This is a genomic window from Streptomyces sp. NPDC006134 (assembly GCF_040628835.1).
Taxonomy (GTDB): domain Bacteria; phylum Actinomycetota; class Actinomycetes; order Streptomycetales; family Streptomycetaceae; genus Streptomyces.
This window is the reverse complement of sequence record NZ_JBEXTV010000016.1, coordinates 76,161-94,708: the sequence shown is the minus strand read 5'-3', so window position 1 is coordinate 94,708 and position 18,548 is coordinate 76,161. Positions and strand designations below refer to the sequence as shown.

General features: G+C 72.1%; 17 protein-coding genes, 2 pseudogenes and 1 riboswitch. Of the genes and pseudogenes, 9 read left to right on the top strand and 10 right to left on the bottom strand.

The window, feature by feature from the left end; genetic code table 11:
* Window positions 1-107 precede the first annotated feature (107 nt).
* The 3 genes from ABZ340_RS13315 to ABZ340_RS13305 form a co-directional block, all read right to left on the bottom strand.
* Complete coding sequence (locus ABZ340_RS13315) at window positions 108-1,154, bottom strand: NlpC/P60 family protein (RefSeq protein ID WP_358781874.1); 1,047 nt, start codon at window positions 1,152-1,154, stop codon at window positions 108-110.
* Between the two features lie 209 nt (window positions 1,155-1,363).
* On the bottom strand, window positions 1,364-2,707 hold the full coding sequence (locus ABZ340_RS13310) for an NYN domain-containing protein (protein WP_358781873.1): 1,344 nt from the start codon (window positions 2,705-2,707) through the stop codon (window positions 1,364-1,366).
* A 68-nt stretch (window positions 2,708-2,775) separates the two neighbouring features.
* Window positions 2,776-3,015, bottom strand: a complete 240-nt coding sequence (locus ABZ340_RS13305) for a hypothetical protein (RefSeq protein ID WP_358781872.1) — start codon at window positions 3,013-3,015, stop codon at window positions 2,776-2,778.
* A 156-nt stretch (window positions 3,016-3,171) separates the two neighbouring features.
* Between ABZ340_RS13305 and ABZ340_RS13300 the strand changes: the two genes are divergently transcribed.
* The 8 genes and pseudogenes from ABZ340_RS13300 to ABZ340_RS13265 all read left to right on the top strand — a co-directional run bounded on the left by ABZ340_RS13300 (window position 3,172) and on the right by ABZ340_RS13265 (window position 9,568).
* Window positions 3,172-3,951, top strand: a complete 780-nt coding sequence (locus ABZ340_RS13300; RefSeq protein WP_358781871.1) for a rhomboid family intramembrane serine protease — start codon at window positions 3,172-3,174, stop codon at window positions 3,949-3,951.
* Window positions 3,948-4,229 (top strand): Lrp/AsnC ligand binding domain-containing protein, encoded by a 282-nt coding sequence (locus tag ABZ340_RS13295; protein ID WP_189413504.1) that lies wholly within the window; start codon window positions 3,948-3,950, stop codon window positions 4,227-4,229. Before ABZ340_RS13300 ends, ABZ340_RS13295 begins: the two co-directional genes overlap by 4 nt.
* Window positions 4,230-4,327: 98 nt before the next feature.
* A pseudogene (locus ABZ340_RS13290) lies at window positions 4,328-4,480 on the top strand (small secreted hydrophilic protein); the annotation flags it as partial.
* A gap of 114 nt (window positions 4,481-4,594) precedes the next feature.
* Window positions 4,595-4,765, top strand: a pseudogene (locus tag ABZ340_RS13285) (small secreted hydrophilic protein); the annotation flags it as partial.
* The gene (locus ABZ340_RS13280; RefSeq protein ID WP_358781870.1) at window positions 4,683-6,188 is read left to right on the top strand and encodes an ATP-binding protein; all 1,506 of its coding nucleotides are present in this window, start codon (window positions 4,683-4,685) and stop codon (window positions 6,186-6,188) included. The pseudogene ABZ340_RS13285 and the gene ABZ340_RS13280, both read left to right, overlap by 83 nt.
* Entirely contained in the window at window positions 6,185-6,850 is a 666-nt protein-coding gene (locus ABZ340_RS13275) for a response regulator transcription factor (RefSeq protein ID WP_358781869.1), read from the top strand. Before ABZ340_RS13280 ends, ABZ340_RS13275 begins: the two co-directional genes overlap by 4 nt.
* A 57-nt stretch (window positions 6,851-6,907) precedes the next feature.
* Window positions 6,908-8,323, top strand: a complete 1,416-nt coding sequence (locus ABZ340_RS13270) for an SLC13 family permease (RefSeq protein ID WP_358781868.1) — start codon at window positions 6,908-6,910, stop codon at window positions 8,321-8,323.
* Window positions 8,324-8,356: 33 nt separating this feature from the next.
* Window positions 8,357-9,568, top strand: coding sequence for a glycerate kinase (locus tag ABZ340_RS13265; RefSeq protein ID WP_358781867.1), 1,212 nt, complete (start codon window positions 8,357-8,359; stop codon window positions 9,566-9,568).
* On the opposite strand, the gene ABZ340_RS13260 is transcribed toward ABZ340_RS13265, so the two are convergent.
* The 6 genes from ABZ340_RS13260 to ABZ340_RS13235 all read right to left on the bottom strand — a co-directional run bounded on the left by ABZ340_RS13260 (window position 9,514) and on the right by ABZ340_RS13235 (window position 16,654).
* A complete protein-coding gene (locus ABZ340_RS13260; protein WP_358781866.1) occupies window positions 9,514-10,890 on the bottom strand; it encodes an aminotransferase class V-fold PLP-dependent enzyme in 1,377 nt (458 codons plus the stop codon). The two genes, ABZ340_RS13265 and ABZ340_RS13260, sit on opposite strands and share 55 nt — an antisense overlap.
* Window positions 10,891-11,084: 194 nt before the next feature.
* Window positions 11,085-11,201: riboswitch (SAM riboswitch) on the bottom strand.
* 79 nt (window positions 11,202-11,280) lie between these two features.
* A complete protein-coding gene (trpD, locus tag ABZ340_RS13255; protein ID WP_358781865.1) occupies window positions 11,281-12,345 on the bottom strand; it encodes an anthranilate phosphoribosyltransferase in 1,065 nt (354 codons plus the stop codon).
* A gap of 130 nt (window positions 12,346-12,475) precedes the next feature.
* A complete protein-coding gene (locus ABZ340_RS13250) occupies window positions 12,476-14,113 on the bottom strand; it encodes a cytochrome bc complex cytochrome b subunit (protein WP_358781864.1) in 1,638 nt (545 codons plus the stop codon).
* A complete protein-coding gene (locus tag ABZ340_RS13245; protein ID WP_358781863.1) occupies window positions 14,110-15,162 on the bottom strand; it encodes a Rieske 2Fe-2S domain-containing protein in 1,053 nt (350 codons plus the stop codon). The genes ABZ340_RS13250 and ABZ340_RS13245 overlap by 4 nt, the downstream gene beginning before the upstream one ends.
* Window positions 15,159-15,968 (bottom strand): c-type cytochrome, encoded by an 810-nt coding sequence (locus tag ABZ340_RS13240; RefSeq protein ID WP_358781862.1) that lies wholly within the window; start codon window positions 15,966-15,968, stop codon window positions 15,159-15,161. The genes ABZ340_RS13245 and ABZ340_RS13240 overlap by 4 nt, the downstream gene beginning before the upstream one ends.
* Before the next feature lie 65 nt (window positions 15,969-16,033).
* Window positions 16,034-16,654 (bottom strand): heme-copper oxidase subunit III, encoded by a 621-nt coding sequence (locus ABZ340_RS13235; protein WP_358781861.1) that lies wholly within the window; start codon window positions 16,652-16,654, stop codon window positions 16,034-16,036.
* 189 nt (window positions 16,655-16,843) lie between these two features.
* Between ABZ340_RS13235 and ABZ340_RS13230 the strand changes: the two genes are divergently transcribed.
* The gene (locus ABZ340_RS13230; protein ID WP_358781860.1) at window positions 16,844-17,245 is read left to right on the top strand and encodes a hypothetical protein; all 402 of its coding nucleotides are present in this window, start codon (window positions 16,844-16,846) and stop codon (window positions 17,243-17,245) included.
* 13 nt (window positions 17,246-17,258) lie between these two features.
* Here the strand turns inward: ABZ340_RS13230 and ABZ340_RS13225 are convergent, their stop codons facing one another.
* Window positions 17,259-18,533, bottom strand: coding sequence for an Ig-like domain-containing protein (locus tag ABZ340_RS13225; protein ID WP_358781859.1), 1,275 nt, complete (start codon window positions 18,531-18,533; stop codon window positions 17,259-17,261).
* Window positions 18,534-18,548: the final 15 nt, after the last annotated feature.

The following is an 18,548-nucleotide window of genomic DNA, read 5'->3' as shown; positions in this document are numbered from 1 at the left end:
CGCCGCCGACGCAGGTCAGCGGCGGGGCGGGGGGCCGGACACGGTTTCCGTGATTCGCCCGTTCGGGCGGCATACCGTGCGGGCTTCGGGGGAACCCTGAGGGCCGGTCAGACCCGGACGCCCCACATGAACGGACCGCCGATGGTGCTCATCGACTCGTACCGCACGACCGTCCCGGTGCGGGGGGCGTGCAGGACCTGGCCGTTGCCGGCGTACAGGCCCACGTGGTGCAGGTCGTTGAAGAAGAAGACCAGGTCGCCGACCTTCAGGTCGTTGACGGAGTAGATGCGGGTGCCGATGCCGGACTGCGCCTCGGAGGTGCGCGGGATGGAGACGCCGGCCTGGGCGTAGGCCCAGGAGGTCAGGCCCGAGCAGTCGTAGGAGGAGGGGCCGGTGGCACCGTAGACGTAGGGCGAGCCGATCTTGCTCTGGGCGGCGGCGAAGGCGGCGGCGGCGCGGCCGGAGGCGGTGGCGGTGGAAGCGGAGCCGGTCAGGACCTGGCGCTCGCTGGCGCGGGTGGCGCGCTGCTCCTCGGCGGCCAGGGCCGCCTTCTCCTGCGCGGTGAGGCTGTTGAGCAGCTTCTGCGCGGCGGCGAGCTTGCCCTGCACCTCCTTCTTCTTCCTGCCCAGCTCGGTGCGGGTGGCGTCGAGGTCCTTGAGCTTCTCGGACGCCTCGGCGCGCTGCTGGGCGAGGTCGCGCTGCTTGACCTGGATCTTCTTCAGCGCCTCGACCTGCTGGCCGCTGAGCTGGTCCAGCGTGGAGGCCTTGTCGAGGTAGTCGTCCGGGTCGGCGGAGAGGAACAGCTGCAGCGACGGGTCGATGCTGCCGGTGCGGTACTGGGAGGCGGCCGCCATCCCCAGGCCGTCGCGGAGCTCGTTGAGCTCCTCCTGGCCGCGGGCGACGTTGTCCTGGATGGTGGAGATCTCCTTCTGGAGCTTCTCCTGCTTCTCCTTGGCCCCGTTGTACTTCTCGGTGGCCTTCTCCGCCTCTTCGTAGAGCTTGTCGACCTGGGTCTTGACCTCGTCCTTGCTCGGCTTCTCGCCGGGCGCCGCGTTGGCGGCCTGGGAGCTGAGGGCGACGGCAGCGGCGGCTGCGGTGGTCAGCACGGTCACGCGGGCGCGACTGGGCTGCTTGGGTCGACGGTGGGACGCCACGGAGGTGAAACCCTTCTTTTGAGTGATCACCCGCTCGGAGGTTCGCCGCCTGACCCTAGTGACCTTCTTGTGATCAGTTCAAATCCTCAGCTGAAAAATCTCGTCACACCCTGCATTCTACGCACTCAAGTAGCAGGCTGTGACGCCCAGTTGACGCTGCGTTCCCCGACATTCGCGTCAATTCAGACAAGCGGACCGTACGTTGACCTTCAGGACAGCCGCTTGAGGAGCACCGCGGACGCGACCGGCCGGGCCCCCGCGCGCGCCACGCCGTCGGCCACCTCCCGGTCGGTGGAGACGACGACGACCGGCCGGCCCGGCGGCTCGGCGCGCACCAGCTGGCGGATCAGCTCGTCGGCGGTGACGCCCGGCTTGGAGAACAGCACCCGCACCCCGCGCGGCGGCGCCAGCAGCACCGGCGCCGCGAGTTCGGCCCCGTCGAAGACGCACGTCACCTCGGCGCCGGTCTGCGCGGCGAGCTGCGAGAGCTGGCCGAGCAGCCGCAGGCGCTGCTTCTCCAGCGGCATCTGCGGATAGCCGGTCTTGGTGACGTTGTAGCCGTCGACGACCAGGTGCACCTGAGGCAGCGCCAGGAGCTGGTCGAGGACGGCGGGGTCGTGGTCCGACAGGGCGCGGGCCGCGATGTCCTTCGGCGTCATCCGGCCGGGCTCGACGGCGTCGACCGTGTCGGCGGGCCGCACCGACACCGGCGGCAGCGCGAGTTCGCGCCGCAGCCCCTGGGCGGCGTCCAGCAGGGTGTCCAGCAGCAGCCGTACGCGCATGTCCTCGACGCTGCGCCCCTCGCGCGCCGCCCGGCGCGCGGCCTCCAGGGCGGCCTCCGTCTCCCCGAGCCGCGCCTTGAGCCGCCGGGTCTCGCTCTCGGCGGCGGAGACCTGCGTCTGGCTCTCGGCGCGCACGGCGTCGGTCTCCGCCCGCGCCTTGCGCAGCGCCGCCTCGCCGCGCTTGACGTCGCTGAGGGCGGAACGCAGTTTGCGGTGGAGGGACTCGGCCTCCTTCTTCGCGGCGTCCAGCTCGGCGCGCAGCCGCTCGGTCTCGCTCCTGGTGTGCTCGCGGGCCCGGGCCAGTTCGGCGCGCAGCCGCTCCAGCTCGGCCCGGCTCTCCTCGTCGGCCCGCTCGGCGTGCGCCCGCTGGGCCTCCTCGCCGGCGGCGGTCACCAGCTTCACCCAGCCCGCGGGGCGCAGTACGTAGGCCGCGGCCGCCACGTCGAGCGGGTCCGCGGCCGGGGGCGGGGAGCCGGAGTCGAGGGCGCCGGCCAGCTCCGGCTGGGCCTCTCTGAACTTCTCCCCGATCCGCTGCCGGAACAGCGGGTCGGTCTCCAGCGCCGCGGCCATGGCGTTGCCCGCGAACTTGGCGCGCCGGTTCGGCGCGAACCGGGCGTACTGCCGCAGCTGTGCGGGCAGTTCGGCGAGCGTCAGCCCGCCGAAGCCGTCGGACACGATCTGCACGACCCTGCGCCGCACGCCGTCGGGCAGCGGACGGTCGAGCACCTCAGCGGCGCCGTCGCCCGGCCCCCCGCCGTGTGTCTCCGCCATCCGTCTACCCCAATGCCTCCGCGCGGCCCCGGTCCGGTACGGGGCCGCCCCTGCCCGGGCCGCTCCCGTCAGGAGCCGGCGCCCGGCCTGTCCACGAGTTCCACCTGGTCCACGGCGTTGCACCAGCGGCACCGCACCGACTCGATGGTCTCACTGACCACCTCGCGCTCCTCGACCGTGGGCTCTCCGGCCAGATCGAGGTGGACGTACTCGACCACCTTCGACGAGCGGGTCACGTCGAAACGGGTGAGGTTGCCGCAGAGCGCGCAGCGCCACCGCGTCGAGTCGGTCGGCAGGGGAACCGTCATCGTGACTGTTCGCTTTCTTCCAGTGTCCGTGACGCGCCGGACTTCCCGGTGCGTGTGGCTCGTAACCCTACGGCCTGCCGGGTCCGCGGCGCCCGCCCGTCCACGGCGGCGAGGCGGTCTGTGCGGTTGCGTCCGGTTACGTCATGCTCTGTATTCATGATCCGCAAGTGGAGCGCGGCCGTCGGCCGGAGGAGCGGGGCGGGCCGGGCGGCCGGGGCCGCCGGAAAGGGCCGCCCGGCCCGGCGCGCGCAGGCGCCGGTGACGTACGGGCTGATGGCCGTGTGCTGCCTGGTCTTCCTGGCCGGCCCGGCCTCGGGCCTCGATCCGTCGTACGGCTCCGGCGAGGAGCTGCTCGCCGCGCAGCGCGCCTGGTTCCGGCGCTGGGGGGTGGTCCCGGCGGAGCTGTTCACGGCCTCCCCGCGGGCCGTCCTCACGCCCGCCACGGCCCTGTTCGTCCACGGCAGCTGGGTCCACCTGCTCGGCAACATGCTGTTCCTCTACGTCTTCGGCCCGATGACCGAGGGGCGGATGGGCCGGATCCGGTTCTTCCTCTTCTACGCCGCCTGCGGCTACCTGGCGCTGCTGGGCTACGCGGTGGCCAACGCCCACTCGCAGCAGTCCCTGGTCGGCGCCTCCGGGGCGATCTCGGCGGTCCTCGGCGCGTTCCTGTTCCTGTTCCCGCGGGCCCGGGTGACCAGCCTGCTGCCGTTCCTGTTCTTCCTGCCGCTGCGCTTCCCGGCGTGGATCGTGCTGCCGTTCTGGGCGGCCCTGCAGTGGCTGGCCGCCGGGCGGGCGGGCAGCGGGCCGGGGGTGGCGTACCTGGCCCACCTGGTGGGGTTCGGGCTGGGATTCGGCTGGGCGTGGGTGCTGTTCGGGCCGGAGACTAGAGTGAGGAGCGCCCCAGCTACGGCCCCCGAGGGAGAGAACCAGCCGTGATCACCGCGATCGTCCTCATCAAGACCAGCGTGGACCGCATTCCCGAGATCGCGGAGCGGATCGCCGCGCTGGAGAGCGTCAGCGAGGTCTTCTCCGTCACCGGCACCTACGACCTGATCGCCATGGTGCGGGTCAGGGAGCACGAGGAGCTGGCCGAGGTCATCCCGGGCCGGATCAGCAAGATCCCCGGCGTGGAGGGGACCGACACCCACGTGGCGTTCCGGACGTACTCGCAGCACGATCTGGAGGCGGCGTTCGCCATCGGGCTCGACAGCTGACGGGCGGAGGCCGGCCGGGGCGGACGCCGGCCGGAAGATGAAGGGTTCTTCATCCGGGACTCATCCGGGACCCCGGGCACCCGGGGCAGGATCGGGGCATGGTCTTCTCCCGCCGGATGGCGGCGCTGGCCGCCGTCGTGCTGATCCCCCTCGGCATCGCGGCGACGAGTTTCGCCCTCGCCGACAACCCCGAGCCCCCGAAGGTCCCGCCCAAGGTGGAGCTGGAGAGCGGCTCCCCCACGGCCACGCCCACGGGTACGGGCACGGGTACGGGCACGCCCACCGCCGCGGCCACGGGCACGGGCACGGGTACGCCCACCGCCGCGGCCACGGGCACGGGCACGGCCACGCCCACTGCCACCGCCACGCCCACCGCCACGGGCCCCGGGCCGACGCCGAGCGACGAGGTCGTCTCGCGGCCTCCGGTGACCGACAGCCCCGCGGGGGACGACGATGACGACGACCGCAGCGGGCCCGCAGCCACCTCGGGCCCCGGAGACGACGACGCCGACGACGGTTCCGGCGCCGACGGCTGACGGACCGCGCCGGCACCTGTCGGCACGGGTCCGCATCCTGCTGTGGCTGCTGCTGGTCATGGCGGTCGCGCTCGCCTCGGTCGCCACCACCACCCGGTCGATCCTGCTGCGGGACGCCGACGCCCGGGCCGGTGCCGAACTGTCGCAGGAGGCCCACGAGTTCATCAACTTCCAGGAGCGCAGCGCCGATCCGGCGACCGGCCGCCCCTTCACCGACCCGCGGCGGCTGCTGCGGACGTACCTGGCGGGGCAGTACGCCGATCCCGAGGAGGAGCTGATCGGCCTCGCCGGGCGCCGGGGTTCGACGCCCGCGAAGCTGGTCCAGGACCGCGAGGTCCCCGTGCGGCTGCCCCTGTACCGGGACACCGCCGGCCTGCGGGAGATCTTCGGCTCCCCCGGCTCCACCGGCACCCTGCACCGCGCCTCGGGCGAGGTCCGCTGGGCCAAGGTCGCCGTCGCCCGCCCCGGCGGCGAGCCGGAGGCGGCGTTCGTCGTCGCCGTCCACCCGGTGCACGAACACGCCCGCGTGGAGCAGGTCTTCCGCATCCTGCTCGTCATCTCCGGCCTCGCCCTGCTGATGACCACCGGCATCGGCTGGGTGGTCGCCGGCCGCATCCTCACCCCCGTACGGCTGGTGCGGGTCACCGCCGCGGAGCTGACCGAGCGGGACCTCACCCGCCGCATCCCGGTCCACGGCCACGACGACATCGCCGCCCTCGCCGAGACGTTCAACGCGATGCTGGACCGGCTGGAGCAGGCCTTCGCCGCCCAGCGGCAGTTCGTCGACGACGCCGGGCACGAGCTGCGCACCCCCATCACCATCGTGCGCGGCCACCTGGAGCTGATGGGCGACGACCCGGCCGAGCGGGAGGAGACCGTCCGCCTGGTCACCGACGAACTGGACCGGATGAGCCGGATCGTGGAGGACCTGCTGCTGCTCGCCAAGGCCGAACGCCCCGACTTCGTCACCCCCGAGCCGGTCCAGCTCGCCGAGCTGACCGCCGACGTCTACGTCAAGGCCCGCACCCTGGGCGAGCGCGACTGGCGGCTGGCCGAGGTCGCCGACCGGGAGGCGGTGCTGGACCCGCAGCGGATCACGCAGGCGATGGTGCAGCTCGCGCAGAACGCCGTGCAGCACACCACGCCGGGCCAGACCATCCGCATCGGCTCCCGCGCCGGGGAGGCGGGGATCGAGCTGTACGTCGCCGACTCCGGGCCCGGCGTCCAGCCGGAGGACGCCGAGGTGATCTTCGAGCGGTTCCGGCGCGGCACCTCCCGGCGCGGGGCGCGCGGCTCGGGCGCCGGGCTGGGGCTCGCCATCGTCAAGGCGATCGCGGAGGGCCACGGCGGCCGGGTCCGCCTGCACGACACCGAGGGCGGCGGCGCCACCTTCGTCCTCACCCTGGAGGAGACACGTCCATGACCCGCATCCTCATCGTCGAGGACGAGGAGCGCATCGCCTCCTTCGTCGAGAAGGGCCTGCGCGCGGGCGGCTTCACCACCACCGTCGTCGGCGACGGCGACGCCGCCTACGAGTACGCCCTGACCGGCGGCTTCGACCTGATCGTCCTGGACATCGGCCTGCCCGGCCGGGACGGCTTCACGGTCCTGCGCGAGCTGCGCGAGGCCCGCGTGACGACCCCGGTGATCGTGCTGACCGCGCGGGACTCCGTCCGGGACACGGTGGCCGGCCTGGAGGGCGGCGCCGACGACTGGATGACCAAGCCGTTCCGCTTCGAGGAACTCCTCGCCCGGGTGCGCCTGCGGCTGCGTACGGCGGCCCGGGCGCCGGAGGTGACGGTGCTCAGGTCCGGCGAGCTCTCCCTGGACCTGCGCACCCGCCGGGCGCGGGCCGGGGAGCGGACCGTGGACCTGACGGCCCGTGAGTTCGTGCTGCTGGAGCTGTTCCTGAGGCATCCGGGGCAGGTGCTGTCCCGCGAGCAGATCCTGTCCCACGTGTGGGGGTACGACTTCGACCCCGGTTCCAACATCGTGGACGTGTACGTGCGGGCGCTGCGCAAGAAGCTCGGGGCGCAGCGGGTGGAGACGGTCCGGGGGATGGGGTACCGGCTGCCCGCCACGTGAAGTTTCCTTCATGTGCGGCTCATCGGCGGCTCACCGCCCGCGTGAACCCTCGGTGATGTGACGCCGAATCTCCGTCCGACCGTGGCCGCGTGCGCGGCGCTGTCGCTGTGCGCGCTGCTGGCGGTCCCCGCCAACTTCCCCGCCCTGGGCGGGGACGCCCGCATCACCCTGGCCGTGTTCGCGCTGGCGACCTGCGCCTGGATCGGCACGCCGGTCGACGACACCTACATCGCGCTGGGTGCCGGACTCGCGCTGACCGTGACCGGCGTGATCAGCAGCGACACCCTCTTCGGCACCCTCGGCGACTCCACCGTGTGGCTGCTGATCTGCGCGTTCGTGCTGGCCGCCGCGGTGATCCGGACCGGGCTCGCCGGGCGGGCGGCGGCGTTCCTGGTGAGCGGGGCGCGCACGGTACGGCAGCTGGTGCACCTGACGACGGCCGCGCTGGTCGTCACGGCGTTCGCGGTGCCCGCCACCTCCGGCCGGGCGGCGCTGGCGCTGCCGGTGTTCCTCGCCCTGGCCAAGGCCCTCGCCGGCCGCGAGCGGCTGGTCGTGATGCTGGCCCTGCTGTTCCCGACGGTGATCCTGCTGTCGGCGGTGGCGACCCTGATCGGTGCGGGCGCGCACCTGATCACCGTGTCGGTGCTGTGGGAGGCGACCGGGGAGCGGATCGGCTTCACCGAGTGGCTGCTGCTGGGCCTGCCGCTGGCCGTCGCCTCCTCCCACCTGGCCGCGGAGGCCGTGCTGCTGACGACGACCCGCCGCGCGGACCGCACGGGCCCCGTGCACATCACCGCGCGGGAGATCCAGCGGCACAGCGACAGCCCCGTCACCGGCCCCTGGACGCAGGAGGAGAAGCGCTGCGCGCTGCTGCTGGCCACGGTCGTGGTGCTCTGGTGCAGCGAGCCGCTGCACCGGGTGCCGCCCGCCGTCGTCGCGCTGATCGGCGCGGTCGTCGCCGCCTCCCCCGCCCTGGGCACCGTACGGCTGAAGGACGCGCTCAAGACCGTCCCCTGGTCCCTGCTGCTGTTCATGGCGGCGACGATGGCCATGGGCGTGGCGCTCGCCGACTCGGGCGCGGCGACGTGGCTGGTGGCGGGGCTGCCCTCGGACGTGACCCCGGCGCTCTTCCTCACGGTCGTCGTCGCGGTCAGCACGGCGGCCCATCTGATCCTCCAGTCCCGTTCGGCCCGGTCCTCGGTGCTGGTGCCGCTGGTGATCGCCGCGGCCGTGGGCGCCGGGGTCAATCCGGTGGCCGCCGCGCTGGCCTCCACGGCCGCCGCCGGGTTCTGCCACACCCTCCCGGCCTCCGCCAAACCCGTCACGCTCTTCTCCGACCTCCCCGGCACCCCCACCTACACCCCGCGCGACCTGCTGCGCCTGTCCGCCGTCCTGGCGCCGCTGACCGCCGCGCTCGTCTGGCTGTTCGCCGTCGCCGTCTGGCCGCTGCTCGGCGTGCCCGTGACCCGCTGAGGCCCGCCCGGGCCCGCACCGAAGGAGCCGTCCATGCCGTCCTCGCTGAACCGTGTCGTCATCGCCCCCAGCGGCTTCAAGGAGTCCCTGTCCGCCCAGGCCGCCGCCGACTCCATCGCCGCCGGCGTGCGCCGGGTGCTGCCGGACGCCGAGATCGACCTGGTCCCGCTGGTGGACGGCGGCGAGGGCACCGCCGTCGCGCTGTCCGCCGCGACCGGCGGGCGGCTGGTCGCGCTGCCCGCCACCGGCCCGCTCGGCGAGCGGATCGGCACCCACTTCGCCCTCCTCGGCGGCGGGGACACGGCCGTGGTGGAGATGGCGGCGGTCGCCGGCCTGTCCCTGGTGCCGCGCTCCCTGCGCGACCCGGGCGCCACGACCACGTACGGCGTCGGCGAGCTGATCCGCGCCGCGCTCGGCACCGGGGTGCGGCGGGTCCTGGTCGGCTGCGGCGACTCGGGCACCTGTGACGGCGGCGCGGGCGCCCTCCAGGCGCTGGGCGCCCGGCTGCTGGACACGGACGGATTCGAACTCCCGCGAGGGGGGAGGGAGCTGGCACGCCTCGCCCGGATCGACCCGTCCGGCCTCGACCCCCGCCTGGGGGACGTCGAGCTGCTCGTCGCCTGCAACCCGTACAACGTGCTGTGCGGCGAGCGGGGCGTGGCCCGCGTCTTCGGCCCCCAGAAGGGCGCCACCCCCGCCCAGGTGGAGCAGTTGTCGGACGCGCTGGAGAACTGGGCCTACGTCCTCACCCGCGACCTGGGGGCCACCGGCACCGACCTGCGTCTGGGCCCCGGCAGCGGCGCCTCCGGCGGCCTGGGTGCGGGCCTGGCCGCCCTCGGCGCCCGCCTGCTGCCCCGTTTCGACGTGCTGCTGGACCACCTGGACCTGGACGCCCGCCTGGCCCGCGCCGACCTCGTCGTCACCGCCGAGGGCGCCCTCGACCACCAGACGCCGCGCGGCAAGGTCCCCGCCGAGGTGGCCCGCCGCGCCAAGCGCCACGGCCGCCCGGTGCTGGCCCTGGCGGGCACGCTCGGCGAGGGCGCGCACGAGGTGCCGGGCGTGGACGCCTGCCACGGCATCCTGCCCGCCCCGATGGCCCTGGCGGAGGCGCTGCTGCGGGCCGCCGAACTCCTCACGGACGCCACCGAGCGCGCCCTGCGGATGATCCTGCTGGGCGCCCGGCTACCGGCTCACGCGGCCGCGGCGGAGGTGTCCGGCACGCACCGCCCGTCCTCGGTGCGGTAGTTCCACCGGGCGCCGTCGCGCACGAGCTCCTTCACGGCGGTCAGGAAGCGCTCCACGTGCTCGTCGGGCGTGCCCGCGCCGAAGCTGACCCGGATGGCGTTGAGGGACTTCTCGCCGGGCGCCGCCTCGGGGGCGCCGCACTCGCCCTGCGTCTGCGGGTCGCTGCCGAGCAGGGTGCGCACCAGCGGGTGGGCGCAGAACAGGCCGTCGCGCACGCCGATGCCGTACTCGGCCGACAGGGCGGCGGCGAAGTGGGAGCTGTTCCAGCCCTCGACGACGAAGGAGAGCACGCCGACGCGCGGGGCGTCGTCCCCGAACAGGGACAGCACCCTGACCTCGGGCACCTCGGCCAGCCCGTCCCGCACCTTGCCGATCAGGTACCGCTCGCGGGCGACCAGGTCCTCGAACCCGGCCTCGGTGAGGGCCTTGCAGGCGGAGGCGATGGCGTAGGCGCCGATGACGTTGGGCGACCCGGCCTCGTGGCGGGCGGCGCTGTCGTGCCACTCGACGTCCACTCCCCCGTCGGCGCGGCGGGTGACCTTGCGGCTGGCGCCGCCGCCCGCGAGGTAGGGCTCGGCCTCGCGCAGCCAGTCGGCGCGGCCGGCCAGCACCCCGGAGCCGAAGGGGGCGTACAGCTTGTGCCCGGAGAAGGCGACCCAGTCGACGTCGAGGTCGCGGACGCTCACCGGGTGGTGCGGGGCGAGCTGGGCGGCGTCCAGCACGATCCGGGCGCCGTGCGCGTGCGCGGCGGCGGCCAGCTCCCGCACCGGCCACAGCTCGCCGGTGACGTTGGAGGCACCGGTGACGCAGACCAGGGCCGGGCCGTAGGGATCGCGGTCGGCCAGCGCTCGTTCCAGGGTCTCGACGGCCTGGCGGGGGGTGCGCGGGGCGTCGAGGTAGGTGACGTCCGCGTTGCGCCAGGGCAGCAGGGAGGCGTGGTGCTCGGTCTCGAAGACGAAGACCCGGCAGCCGGCCGGGAGCGCGGCGGCGAGCAGGTTGAGGGAGTCGGTGGTGGACCGCGTGAACACCACCTGGTCGGCGTCCCGGCAGTCCAGGAACCCGGCGACGGTCCTGCGGGCGTTCTCGAACAGGTCGGTCGACAGCTGCGAGAGGTACCCGGCACCGCGGTGCACGCTGCCGTAGTAGGGGGCGTACGCCGCCACGTCGTCCCAGACCCGCTGGAGCGCCGGGGCGCTGGCGGCGTAGTCGAGCGCGGCGTAGGCGACCTCGCCGCCGGTGACGAGCGGCACGGTGACATCCCGGCCCAGAACGGGCAGCGGGGCACAGACGGACGGGGCGGCGGCAGCGGTGGAGACGGACATGGGGATACTCCCGTACAGGCAGGCGCGCCTCACCACGCGAGCGCGTACGGCTCCGGCGTGGGAGAAGGCGAGAGAAAAGTGAAAGGGGTGTGCGGAGGCGGGGCTCTGCGGCCCTAGCGCATTCGCTTGCTCACGGAAGGCTCCCTCGAACGACCAGGACCCCTGGCCCCACGCCCACTCGGAAGCGTGTGAGGGGTCCGCGCTTGCCGCAGACCCTGCTGTCTGCGGCCTGGTCTTCACCCGGGGCACCCCGCCACGGACGGAGGGTTGCCGGACAGCCGGCCGGGGCCGAATGGCTGTCGCTCATGACCTGGACAGGAACGTACGGGAAAAGATCGACGTCCCGCAACCCCTGTCCGGATCGCGGGACGTACGACGTGCCTGCCGCGGTTACGCGTTGCTGGCGGCCACCCAGAGTTCCAGGGCCCGGCGGGCCGCGCCGGAGTCGATCGACTCGGCCGCCTTCTCCATCCCGGCCCGGAGCTGCTCCGTCAGGGGCGCCTCGCCGGGCGCCAGCGCCACCAGGGCGGCGGCCGCGTTGAGCAGCACCGCGTCCCGCACCGGTCCGCGCTCGCCGTTGAGCAGGCGCCGGGCCACGTCGGCGTTGTAGGAGGCGTCGGCGCCGCGCAGCGCCTCCACCGGGACCAGCTCGATGCCGACGTCCCGGGGGTCGAAGGTCTCCTCGGTGACCTTGCCGTCCCGGACGACCCACACGCGGGACGTGGCGGTCGTGGTCAGCTCGTCGAGGCCGTCGTCGCCGCGGAAGACCAGCGAGGAGTGGCCGCGTCCGGCGAAGACGCCGGCGATGATCGGCGCCATCCGGGCGTCGGCCACCCCGATCGCCTGCGCCCTGACCTTGGCCGGGTTGGTCAGCGGACCGAGGAAGTTGAACACCGTCCGGATGCCCAGCTGGCCCCGCGCCGCCGCCACGTGGCGCAGCGCCGGATGGAACTTCACGGCGAAGCAGAAGGTGATCCCGGCCTCCTCCGCGACCTCCGCCACCCGCCGCGGCGTCAGCTCCAGATTGACGCCGAGCTTCTCCAGGACGTCCGAGGCGCCCGACGCCGACGACGCGGCCCGGTTGCCGTGCTTGACGACCTTCGCGCCCGTCCCGGCGACCACGATCGCCGACATGGTGGAGATGTTGACGGTCTTGGCGCCGTCGCCGCCGGTGCCGACGATGTCGACCGTCTCCCCCGGCACCTCGATCACCTTGGCGTGGTCGTACATCGTGCGGACCAGGCCGGAGATCTCCTCCACGGTCTCGCCCTTGGACCGCAGCGCCACCGCGAACCCGGCGATCTGCGCGTCGGTCGCCTCGCCGCGCATGATGACGTCCATCGCCCAGGCGGTGTCGTCGGCGGACAGGTCCCGGCCCTCCAGCAGGCCGTTCAGCAGGGCGGGCCAGGAACGGCCCGCCGCGGTGTCGCCTCCAGCGGGGGTCACAGCGCTCATCAGCCGCTCCTGGGTCGTGTCGCAGGGTGTAGAAGACTCGTCTCCACCCTATCCAGCCGCGGGGACGGCGAAGGGCCCCGTCCGGAGACCGGACGGGGCCCTTCTTTCGTGGCGTGGCGACGCTCGGGGATCAGTGGTGGCCGTGGCCGCTCGTGATCTCCTTGTACTCCTCGACGGTCGGCTTCGGAATCTGGGACTCCTCGCCGTAGTACGCCTTGCTGAGCTTGGCGCGCAGCTTCTCGGAGCCCTTCACCTTGCGCTCGACACCGTTCTCGTCGACCGTCGGGCCGATCTCGGCCGGCTTGTACTGCTCGTGCGCGGTGAGCGTGTACAGGTGCTCCTGGCTGAGCGGCTCGTGCACCTCGATGAACTCACCGTGCGGCAGGCGCTTGATGATGCCCGACTCGCGGCCGTGCAGCACCTTCTCCTTGTCGCGGCGCTGGAGGCCGAGGCAGATCCGCTTGGTGATGACGAACGCGATGACCGGGCCGACGAAGAAGCCGATGCGGACGAACCAGGTGACCGCGTTGATCGAGAGGTGGAAGTGGGTGGCGACGATGTCGTTGCCACCGCCGATCAGCATGATCATGTAGGCGGTGATCCAGGCCACGCCCAGGGCGGTGCGCGTCGGGGCGTTGCGCGGCCGGTCCAGGATGTGGTGCTCGCGCTTGTCGCCGGTGACCCACGACTCGATGAAGGGGTAGACGGCGATCGCCGCGAGGAACAGCCCGAAGAGCACCAGCGGGACGAACACGCCCAGGACCAGCGTGTGGCCCCAGAGGTTGATCTCCCAGCCGGGCATGGCGCGGACCAGACCCTCGGCGAAGCCCATGTACCAGTCGGGCTGGGCGCCGGTGGAGACCTGGTCGGGCCGGTACGGGCCGAGCGCCCAGATCGGGTTGACGGTCGCGATGCCGGCGAGGGCCGCGATGACGCCGAAGACCAGGAAGAAGAAGCCTCCGGCCTTGGCCATGTAGACCGGCAGCAGCGGCATGCCGACGACGTTCTTGTTGGTCCGTCCGGGGCCCGCGAACTGCGTGTGCTTGTGGTAGAAGACCAGGATCAGGTGGGCGACCACCAGGCCGAGCATGATGCCCGGCAGCAGCAGGATGTGGATCGAGTAGAACCGGGCGACCATGTCGTCGCCGGGGAACTCGCCGCCGAACAGGAACATCGAGATGTACGTGCCGACGATCGGCACGGACAGGATCGCGCCCTGCGTGAAGCGGACACCGGTGCCGGAGAGCAGGTCGTCCGGGAGCGAGTAGCCGGTGAAGCCGGTGAACATGCCCAGGACGAACAGCAGGAAGCCGAACAGCCAGTTGATCTCACGCGGCTTGCGGAACGCGCCGGTGAAGAAGACGCGCATCATGTGCACGAACATGCCGGCGAGGAAGATGATCGCCGCCCAGTGGTGGATCTGCCGGATCAGCAGACCGCCACGGACGTCGAAGCTGATGTCCAGCGTCGACTTGTAGGCCTCGCTCATCAGCTGGCCCTGCAGCGGGACGTAGCTGCCGTGGTACTCCACCTCGTTCATCGACGGGTGGAAGAACAGCGTCAGGTACACACCCGTGAGGATGATGATGAGGAAGCTGTAGAGGCAGACCTCGCCCAGCATGAAGGACCAGTGGTCCGGGAAGATCTTCCGCATGTTGGCCTTGGCCAGGGAGTAGATCCCGAGCCGGCCGTCGGCCCAGTCGGCGACGCGCTCGCCGGCCGGTGCCTTCCCGCGAGAGCGGGACTGTGTGCTGGTGTTGGTGCTCATCCGCGCTCCCAGAAGGCAGGACCGACGGGCTCCGCGAAGTCGCCGAGCGCTTCGAGATAGCCCTCGTCGTTCACGCCGATGCGCAGCTGCGGCAGGGCGTGACCGGCGGGACCGAAGATCACCCGGGCGCCGTCGGAGAGGTCGAAGGTGGACTGGTGGCAGGGGCAGAGCACGTGGTGCGTCTGCTGCTCGTACAGGGAGATCGGGCAGCCCACGTGGGTGCAGATCTTCGAGAACGCCACGATGCCCTCGTGCGACCACTCGAGCTCGCGCTTGTCCTTGATGTTCTCCGGCTGGATCCGGACGATCATCAGGGCGGCCTTGGCGATCTCGTTCTGGAAGCCGTGGTCGTGCTCCTCCAGGCCCTCGGGCTTGGCGAAGGTGAGCGAGCCGACCGCGACGTCGGAGGGACGCAGCGGCTCGTTGGTGTTCATGTTGACGAGCAGCTTGCCCTTGGACCACAGGGTGTGGCGCAGCTTCTCCTCGGGCAGCGGGCCGAGGTCGCGCAGCAGGACGACACCGGACAGCGGCACCAGCGTGAGCGCGCCGAACATGGTGTTGCGGATCAGCTTGCGACGGCCGAGCGCGGACTCCTTGGCGCCCAGCTTGAAGTCGGCGTGCACCTTCGCGCGGACCTCTTCGGAGGCCTCGATCGGGTGCCGGTCGTCGGCGACCTCCACGTCGGACATCAGGGTGCGGGCCCAGTGGACCGCGCCCGCGCCGATGCAGAACAGCGCCAGGCCCAGGGTCAGGCCCAGGGCGAAGTTCAGCCCGTTGATGTGCCCGAGCGGGAAGATGTAGACCGACTTGTCGTGCGGGATCGCCACGAACGAGGCGATGAAGCCGATGGTGGCCAGCATCGACACCGTGAACAGCAGGGCGACGGTGCGCTCGGACCGCTTGGCGGCCCGCTCGTCGACGTCCTGGATGCGGTGCTCGTGCGGGGGCAGGCCCGGGTCGGCGAACGGGTGCTTCTCGTCCGCGACCTCGCCGTGCGCGTGGTCCTGCGCTGCGGGCAGGTTCTCTTCGGGAATGTCTTGGCTACTCATGACTTCTTGGCCTTTGCGGTCCGGGCGGCGACCCACACGGCGACGGCGATGAGGGTGCCGAGGCCGAAGATCCAGCCGAACAGGCCCTCGCTGACCGGACCGAGTCCGCCCAGGGAAAGGCCGCCGGGGCTCACGGTCTCGTCTCCGTTGACCGCGTTCAGGTACGCGATGATGTCCTTCTTGTTCTGCTCCGACATGGTGCTGTCGGGGAAGGAGGGCATGTTCTGCGGGCCGGTCTGCATGGCCTCGTAGATGTGCTTCGGGTCGACGCCCTCGAGGGTGGGAGCGAACTTGCCGTGCGTCAGCGCGCCGCCCTTGCCGGTGAAGTTGTGGCACTGCGCGCAGTTGGTGCGGAAGAGCTCGCCACCCTTGGCCGCGTCGGCGCCCTCGGGGCCGTACTGCTCCTTGGTCGGCACGGACGGGCCGGCACCCAGCGAGGAGATGTACGCCGCGAGCTGGTCGATCTCGGCCTGCGAGTAGATGTTCTTCTTGCGCGGGACCTGCGCGCCCGGCTGCTGGGCCGGCATACGGCCGGTGCCCACCTGGAAGTCGACGGCCGCGGCGCCCACGCCCACCAGGCTCGGACCGTCGGTGGTGCCCTGACCATCGGTGCCGTGGCAGCTGGCGCAGCCGACCGAGTAGAGCTTCTTGCCCTCGTCGATGGCGAGGGACTGGGCGGTTTCGTCGGCCTGCGCCTTGTCCGCGGGTGCGAACGCGGCGTACAGCCCCCCGGTGCATGCCAGCGCGAGGAGTAGGACGACGAGCGCCGCCAGCGGGTGGCGTCGTCGTGCGGAGAGCTTTTTCACGGATTACCCCGGTGTCAGGATCTTCTGCGTCGATGCTTCTGGGATTGCGCGGGAGCGGGCCGCGACTACTTGATCATGTAGATCGTGGCGAAGAGGCCGATCCAGACGACATCGACGAAGTGCCAGTAGTAGGACACGACGATGGCGGCGGTCGCCTGCTCGTGGGTGAACCTCCGGGCCGCGTAGGTACGGCCGAGGACCAGCAGGAAGGCGATGAGACCGCCCGTCACGTGCAGGCCGTGGAAGCCGGTGGTCAGGTAGAAGATCGAGCCGTACGGGTCGGAGGAGAGCGAGAGCCCGTCCTTCTTGACCAGCTCGGTGTACTCGAAGACCTGACCCCCGATGAAGATCGCACCCATGATGAAGGTGACGATGAACCACATCCTGAGCTTCTTCACGTCACCGCGCTCGGCGGCGAACACGCCGAGCTGGCAGGTGAGGGAGGAGAGCACCAGGATCGTGGTGTTCGTCAGGGAGAACGGGAAGTTCAGCGCGTGGGCCTTCTCGGACCAGAAGTCCGGACCCGTCACCGAACGCAGGGTGAAGTACATCGCGAAGAGGGCCGCGAAGAACATCAGCTCGGAACTCAGCCAGATGATGGTTCCGACGCTGGTGAGGTTCGGTCGATTGACCGACGGGTGCGCGTGCCCGGTTTCTACTGTCGTTGCTGTCGCCACGACCGACATTATGTCGGTCGCTTATCCCGCCCTCACTCCGGGGGGTGCCGTTCGGAGTGTCCGTCCCTCGTGTACTGCCCGTATGGCCCATCGAAGCCGTGTCCGAACCGGTACTGACGGGGTGTCCGAGGGAGTAGCATCCGCGCAACGGGCCTGTCCGTACGACGTACGCCACTCTGCGTAAGTATCGGAGGAACCATGCAGCCTACCGCCACGGTCCTGGTCTACAGCGACGACTCCACCACCCGGGAACAGGTACGGCTCGCCACCGGCCGACGGCCGGCTCCGGACGCGCCCGTCGTGGAGTTCGTGGAGTGCGCGACCCCGGCCGCCGTCGTCAGGGAGCTGGACAAGGGCGGCATCGACGTCTGCGTGCTGGACGGCGAGGCCGTGCCGATGGGCGGCATGGGCGTGTGCCGGCAGATCAAGGACGAGGTCTTCCGGTGCCCGCCGGTGCTGCTGCTGATCGGCCGCCCGCAGGACGCCTGGCTGGCCACGTGGAGCCGTGCGGACGCCGCTGTGACGCTCCCGGTGGACCCGGTGGAGTTCGCCTCCGCGCTGGCGTCCCTGCTGCGGCAGAAGCGGCTGCAGGGCGTCTGAGCGGTCGCGGGGGTCACACCGCTGTCGGCCGCAGCCGTGCCGCGTCCTGGGGGTGGGGCCCGCCGGGCTTGCCGCCCGTCAGGGCGCTGCCCGCGCGCCACTTCTCCCAGTCCAGGTTCCAGTCGCCGAAGCCGTTGCCGAACGGCGCCATGGTCTCGCCCTGGGAGTTGACCACCTCGACCAGGTCGCCCTCGCGGACGGTGCCGAAGAACCACTCGGCGTTCTCGGTGCTCATCCCGACGCAGCCGTGGCTGACGTTGGCGCTGCCCTGGGAGCCGACCGACCAGGGCGCGGCGTGCACGTACTCGCCGCTCCAGGTGACCCGGGTGGCGAAGTGGACGGGCAGGTCGTAGGAGTCCGCCGAGCCCTCGGCGATGCCGACGGTGCTGCTGCGCATGCGTACGAAGCGTTCCTTGCCGAGCACGACCTTGACGCCGTTGCGGGTGTCGAAGCCGGGCTTGCCGGTGGTGACGGGGATCTGCCGGATCTCCTCGCCGTTGCGGTAGACCGTCATGGTGTGCGCGGCGGCGTCGGTGACGGCGATGACCCGGTCGCCCGTGGTGAACTTCAGCGGCTCGGCCCGGCCGCCCCACATCCGGTCGCCGATCTTGATGCCCTCCAGGGTGCTGCGCGCCTCGACGGTGGCGCCGGCGGGCCAGTACTCCCGGGGCCGGTAGTGCAGTTCCTTGTCGTCCACCCAGTGCCAGGAGCCCTCCATGGCGGGCGTGGAGCGCACCTTCAGGGCGCGCTCGACGACGGCGCGCTGCGCCGGGTCCCGCACCGGTTCGCTCAGTTCGGCCGTGACGGGCTGGCCGACGCCGTACGTGCCCGGCTTGGGGGCGAAGACGACGTCCAGGCGCTTCTTGGCGACGGGCTTGCCGGTCTCGAAGGTGAGGACCTTGCGGCCGGGTGCCCCGTCGCCGTTCTCGGTGCTGACGCGCACCGTGTAGCGGGCGTCGGCGGCCAGCGGCGAGGTGCTGTGCCAGCGGGTGCCGTCGGCGGAGAGTTCGCCCGCCACGTACCGCCCCGCGGCGTCGTGGACCGTGACGTCCGTGATGCGCCCGTCGGAGTCCTCGGCGACGACCTCCAGGGGCTTGTCGGGGTCGGCCTTCTTCCCGGCGCCGGTGGGGCCGTCGAAGGAGATCTGGCCGGCCGCGTCGTACGGCGCGGCGGCCAGCGGGTCGCCGTCGCCGCCGCAGCCGGCGGCGCCCGCGCCGAGGGCGATCACCAGCACGATGCAGCCGGCGAGAAGGCGCCTGCGGGCCGGGAGGGGAACTGTGTGGCTCATGGCCTCACGCTAGGA